Raw genomic sequence first — 5,153 nt, 5'->3', positions numbered from 1 at the left:
CTGTGCTGCGCCGGCACCGACCAGCCAATGCCCGGCGAACACATTGGCACCTGATGCCACGAAGTCGGCCACCGCTCCGACAAAGTTGCCCGGGCCAGGGACATAGGAGAAGAACCTCGGATGGTCCGTTGCGGCGCAGGCCGGCAGAACGTCGGTGGCTACCCGCCGTAGCACGTCCAGCGGGTCCTGCGATTGCATCGGAATCGGTTCATCGAGCAGATCCTCAAGGTCGATCCGCGACCAGCGCGCCGCTACCGGCCGGTCGCGTAGGTGTTCCAGCCGCTCGGTGAGTAATTCGGTCGCGGCCCGGCCAAGTTGCTGCATCTCGGCCATCGACAAACGTAAAGGGTTTCCCGGGTCGTCCATGGCCACACTCTGTCGAGCACGCAACGGATCGTCTTGGACGATGTTGACGGTCAACTTCTCAGGTAGCTGCCGGGTGGCACTCCGACCAAGCGGACGAAATGGCGATTGAGGTGCGCCTGGTCGTAGAACGCCGCCCGCTGAGCTGCCTCTGCCGGCCGCACACCGCTGTCGAGCAGTTGCCGAGCGAGGTCGACCCGCCGCGAGAGCACATAGGCGTAGGGCGGCAGTCCAACATACTCATGGAAGCTGCGGATCAGCGTGGCCGGCGTGACGTCCAGGCGCTCGGCGAGGGATCGCACGTTGACCGCCTGCAGGAAGTCCGCGTCGAGTGCACGCTTGGCGGCGACCACCAGCTCGGACGCGCGCCGTGGAGTGCGGCTGCTGCCCACATCGGGAAATATCTCGGCGACTGCGGCAACTATCGCCTCCCTCCGTTCTTCGGGCGCTGTGTGCCACGCGGCGACGACCAAGCGACGGATCCGATCGGCCGGGATCAGCCGCTCGAAGGACGGAGTCTGGCCCGTACCGATGGCCTCGGCAACGAAGTGCTCCGGGGCCGAGACGGTCGCATAGCTAAGCCCTGTGCGTTGCTCGGCCACACCTTCGTGGACCTCCCCGGGCGGGAGGACGGTCGCCAGCCCGTGGCTCGCCTGGAACCAGGTACCCGCACTCCACAGACGAACCGATCCCGTATACACCAAGCCGAACGACCAGCCCTCATGAGCATGCCGCGGAAACCGGTGTGCGGGCCTCAGCCCAAGCCGCCGAGCAGTTGGTGTGGTCACCACCCAATCCTCACCCCACCAGCGCGATTTCGAAAGCCTGGACCATGAGCGGCGGCGAGCTCATGTTGGGTACGTCGGGCAACGTCACCGTGTAGTCGTCGACCGGGGCTGTCGCGACCTGGTCTGGCAGCGGTTGCGGCGTGTAGGACCCGGCCACGGCCAGGTCAGCGCCGAGGGTCAGTCCCTCACCACCGGCTAGAACGAAGTCAGCGAAGACGCCACTGTCCGGCGGTCAACGCCAGCGGCACCGACCAGGTCCCGTCGGCAGCCAGGACCGGGTGCAGATGCTGGAAGCCGGACAGGTCACGGCGGACAGCGATCAAGTGCAGGTTCTTGCCCGACCAGGGAGCCCACGCCGAGCGCGGCACCGAACGCGGCCGCGAGGCCGGTAGCGAAGGCGGTGATCTTCCAAGACGTCTTCATCGTGGGTCCCTGGTCGAGTCGGGTGATCAGCGCATAGGGAACTAGTTCCGGGCGAGTGCGTAGCCGGCTTCCTCGACGGCGGCGCGGACGGTTTCACGGTCGAGCGGTGTGGCACTGGTGACCTGCACCGCGCCGCTGGCCAGGTCGACGTTGACTGAGGTAACACCTCCGATCCTGCCGACCTCGGAGCTCACCGAGCTCACGCAGTGGCCGCAGGTCATTCCGGCCACCGTGTAGGTGTTGACGGTCAGACCCGTGGCGGCCGACTCGTCGATGGCGACATCCGTTGTGGTGTTGGCGTTCGTGCCGCAACTGCAGGAGTTACACATGGCGATGAGGTCCTCTCAGGGGTTCGTCCCCCGCCGGTCGGCGGGGGATGTTTGCTGGTACGTCGTACGTATTGCTGCTCAGGAGCGGACGAGCCGGGCGATGGCGTCAGAGGCTTCCTTCACCTTCAGTTCGGTGGCTTCGGGTCCACTGGCGGCGGCGCCGGCCACACAGTGAGCCAGATGGTCGTCGAGCAGGCCCAAGGAGACAGCTTCCTGCGCCATGGCCACGGCAGACACCTGGGCGAGAACGTCGATGCAGTACGTCTCGTTCCGGACCATCCGGTGCACGCCGCGCACCTGTTCTCGATCTGGCGCAGCTGTTCTTGTCGCCGATGTAGCAGTATCCGGCTGCTGTCGCTGACGCCCGCACTGTCCATGACAGCAACCCTACCCCCCTAGGGTACCGGAAGACGAGATCCTGTGACGTTAGTTACCCCCGGGGGGTACTGGTCGGAACCTGGGCGCGATGGTCGGACAGGGCTGCGCGGGTCTTAGCCTCGATCCGCCGATGAAGTGGGTGGAGTGAGTGTGGCGTAACGCAAGAATGCCCTTGCGGGCTGGGCGACGCCGCCATCAAACCCGGGCCCACGACTGCCACCAGCGCCGTCAACCAGCCCAACTCGCCTGATCACGAACTACGGCCGGAATATTAGAGCACGGTGAAAGGGGTGTCACAACTCGGCTGGAAGGCGGATGCTTGTCCGGATTCCGAAATCCGGAAAATGGAGGCGAAATGATGAAGATAGTGAGGTCCCGCGCCATTCTTACCGCAGTGTCGGCCGGGCTGGCCCTGCTCGCCGGCGCTCTTGTTCCGATCACCTCCGCGACCGCGGGACCGGCAGCGGCCGGCCCGCCGGGTCCGAATGCGAGGTTGGGCACCGCCTACGAGACGGTCGCCGAAAACTGCGGACCACTCAGCACCGGCGCGCTGTACGGCCTGCGGGACAACGGCGAGCTGACCTGGAACCAATTCACCATGTCCAGCGATGGCAGCCCCACCCAATGGGCCGCGCCGAAGACCATCGCCACCGGGTGGACCGGACTCGTCCACTTCTTCGGTGACGGCCGCACGATCTACACCATCGACCCGGCCGGCAACCTGCGCTGGTACGGCTACAGCGCGCCGGGCACCGGCGACGGCAGTTGGCTGCCGGGCTCGGGAACAGTGATCGACGAAGGCTGGAACACGTTGGTCAAGATCGCCTATGCCGGTGGTGGCGTGTTCTACGGCGTCGACACGAGCGGCAACCTGCGGTGGTACCGGCACACCGGCTACTTCGACGGCACCCCCGCCTGGACACCCGGCTCCAGCAAGATCATCGACGACGGCTGGGGTGATACCCACGCACTGGCCGCCGCCGGAACTTTCATCTACGCCGCCCCGACATCGGGAATCCTGCGCTGGTACCGGTACGACGGCGCCTGGACCGGCGAGGGCTCGTGGGCGCCGAACTCGGGTGCCATGATCGACGACGGCGGGTGGGAGCAGGCAACCTCGATGAGAGCCTACTACCAGGCGAATTTCGGTCCTGTCATCATCAGGACTCTCGACGCGGAGTCAACCATGCGTTGGTATGTGCACCGAGGCTACAACGAGGGCACCGCCTACTGGCACCCCCTTTCTGCGTCGATCGCCGCGCCGGTCTGGCCGATCCCGGCGGCGTCGGGCAGTTCGGCATCGGTGGATGCTCAGTGTGCTGAGTAGGGGGTTCCGGTCCGGCCGCATACCGAGCTGTGCTGTCAGGTTCTGAGCAGGCCCGGATCGAGCTGTGACATCACCACAGTTGTCGCGCCGGTCCGGCCGCGTTCGCGCGGCGGGACCGGCGCAGCAGGGAATCGATCCCCCGGAGGGTCCATCCTCGTGGCAACGCGAGCTCCATCGCGGGCACCGTCCAGGCATTGCGGGCGAATTCGATTCGTCGCACTCGTTGGTGTCGATGTCGGTGAAGCCTGCTGAGCGGAGGGTGGCCAGGCCGGGGAGCGGCGGGGGAGCGGGTCGAGTGGGGGATGACGGCTTTGATCGCGACCGGCGGATCCGTCAGGACCGGACGAGTCTCGCGATGGCGTCGTTGGCTTCCTTGATCTTCTCGTTGGTCTCTCGTCCCCCAGTGGCGGCTGCCTGCACGACGCAGTGGCTCAAGTGCTCACCGAGCAAGCCGAGGGCCACGTTCTGGAGAGCCTTGGTCATGGCTGACACCTGGGTCAGGATGTCGATGCAGTACTGCTCCTCCTCGACCATCCGCTGCAGACCTCGGGACTGGCCCTCGATCCGGCGGAGTCGCTTGAGGTAGTCCTCCTTGTTGTCGATATAGCCATGGTGAGCGTGTGTCGCGTCCTTCATCCTGATCCCTTCCGTTCCCTGGGTTACAGGATACGGGGTAGGAAACCTCCCTGCGGTTCACTCTGCGGCGCTACTTTCCTCGTTGAGGACCGTCGGCGGACTGGTGTTGCGTGCGGGCGGAACCCTTCAGGAGGCCAACCGCGGTGAGGATGACGGTGGCGCCGAGGATCAGGCCAGGTGGCGCGGGCTCGTCGAGCCACAGAACGCCGATGAAGGAGCCTGCGAATGGGACGAACAGGATCACTGTGGAGGCGGCAACGAGTCCGGCTTGGCGGATGATCCAGAACAGAGAAGGCATCCGCCGGAAGTGCCGCGCCTCGACGCTGGACTCGTCCCAGTCCGTGAAGCCCGGCCGCTCAGTTGCATCATAACGGTACCCTGGTAGGGTATTATCGCGGTGTCGCCGACGTTCGGTCGATCCAGGTCCCAACCCCTCAAATCGAATACCCGCCTGACCAGAAGATGTCAGGCCCCCTTATTGGTAAGAGGTAATACAAAATGTCCGTTGCATCTCCTCCCTCCTCGCGGCGCTGGTGGGCGCTCGCGCTCATCGCCACTGCCCAGTTCATGGTCATCATGGACACGTCGATCATCGGGGTGGCCCTGCCCCGCATCCAGGAAGACCTCGGGTTCTCACAGGAGAATCTGTCCTGGGTCTTCAACGCATATGTGGTCGCCTTCGGCGGCCTGCTTCTGCTCGGTGGTCGGCTGTCCGATCTCTTCGGAGCCCGCCGGGTGTTCGGCGCGGGCTGGGCGATCCTGCTGATCGGGTCCGCCGTGGCCGGCCTCGCAGGGACCGTGGGCGTCGAGCTCACCGGTCGCGCCGTCCAGGGCGTCGGCGCCGTACAGCGCCAGGGCCTTGGTCAGCTCGCGCGGGTCCGAACCGAACAGCATCATTAGCAGCGTCAG

The 5,153-nt window shown here is 65.6% G+C and carries 8 protein-coding genes; 2 read left to right on the top strand and 6 right to left on the bottom strand.

Features of this window, described 5'->3' with window-relative positions; translation table 11 throughout:
* The 4 genes from ABD255_RS19460 to ABD255_RS19445 form a co-directional block, all read right to left on the bottom strand.
* On the bottom strand, nt 1–366 hold a 366-nt coding region (locus ABD255_RS19460; protein ID WP_344215873.1), incomplete at its 3' end, for a hypothetical protein.
* A gap of 50 nt (nt 367–416) precedes the next feature.
* Nucleotides 417–1,151, bottom strand: a complete 735-nt coding sequence (locus ABD255_RS19455) for an AraC family transcriptional regulator (protein ID WP_344215871.1) — start codon at nt 1,149–1,151, stop codon at nt 417–419.
* A gap of 464 nt (nt 1,152–1,615) precedes the next feature.
* Nucleotides 1,616–1,903: a heavy-metal-associated domain-containing protein gene (locus ABD255_RS19450; RefSeq protein ID WP_344215869.1), complete on the bottom strand. Its 288-nt coding sequence runs from the start codon at nt 1,901–1,903 to the stop codon at nt 1,616–1,618.
* A 78-nt stretch (nt 1,904–1,981) separates the two neighbouring features.
* Complete coding sequence (locus tag ABD255_RS19445) at nt 1,982–2,200, bottom strand: metal-sensitive transcriptional regulator (RefSeq protein ID WP_344215867.1); 219 nt, start codon at nt 2,198–2,200, stop codon at nt 1,982–1,984.
* A 436-nt stretch (nt 2,201–2,636) separates the two neighbouring features.
* Between ABD255_RS19445 and ABD255_RS19440 the strand changes: the two genes are divergently transcribed.
* Nucleotides 2,637–3,608: a tachylectin-related carbohydrate-binding protein gene (locus tag ABD255_RS19440; RefSeq protein WP_344215864.1), complete on the top strand. Its 972-nt coding sequence runs from the start codon at nt 2,637–2,639 to the stop codon at nt 3,606–3,608.
* A 333-nt stretch (nt 3,609–3,941) separates the two neighbouring features.
* Here the strand turns inward: ABD255_RS19440 and ABD255_RS19435 are convergent, their stop codons facing one another.
* Together ABD255_RS19435 and ABD255_RS19430 are read right to left on the bottom strand one after the other, a co-directional pair.
* Nucleotides 3,942–4,244, bottom strand: coding sequence for a metal-sensitive transcriptional regulator (locus ABD255_RS19435; RefSeq protein ID WP_344215862.1), 303 nt, complete (start codon nt 4,242–4,244; stop codon nt 3,942–3,944).
* Nucleotides 4,245–4,314: 70 nt separating this feature from the next.
* Nucleotides 4,315–4,542, bottom strand: a complete 228-nt coding sequence (locus ABD255_RS19430) for a hypothetical protein (RefSeq protein WP_344215860.1) — start codon at nt 4,540–4,542, stop codon at nt 4,315–4,317.
* Between the two features lie 200 nt (nt 4,543–4,742).
* Between ABD255_RS19430 and ABD255_RS19425 the strand changes: the two genes are divergently transcribed.
* The gene (locus tag ABD255_RS19425; protein WP_344215858.1) at nt 4,743–5,144 is read left to right on the top strand and encodes an MFS transporter; all 402 of its coding nucleotides are present in this window, start codon (nt 4,743–4,745) and stop codon (nt 5,142–5,144) included.
* Nucleotides 5,145–5,153 lie beyond the last annotated feature (9 nt).

Source organism: Kribbella sancticallisti (assembly GCF_039530625.1).
Taxonomy (GTDB): domain Bacteria; phylum Actinomycetota; class Actinomycetes; order Propionibacteriales; family Kribbellaceae; genus Kribbella; species Kribbella sancticallisti.
The sequence above is the reverse complement of the archived record's forward strand: the minus strand, read 5'-3'. Positions and strand labels throughout refer to the sequence as shown.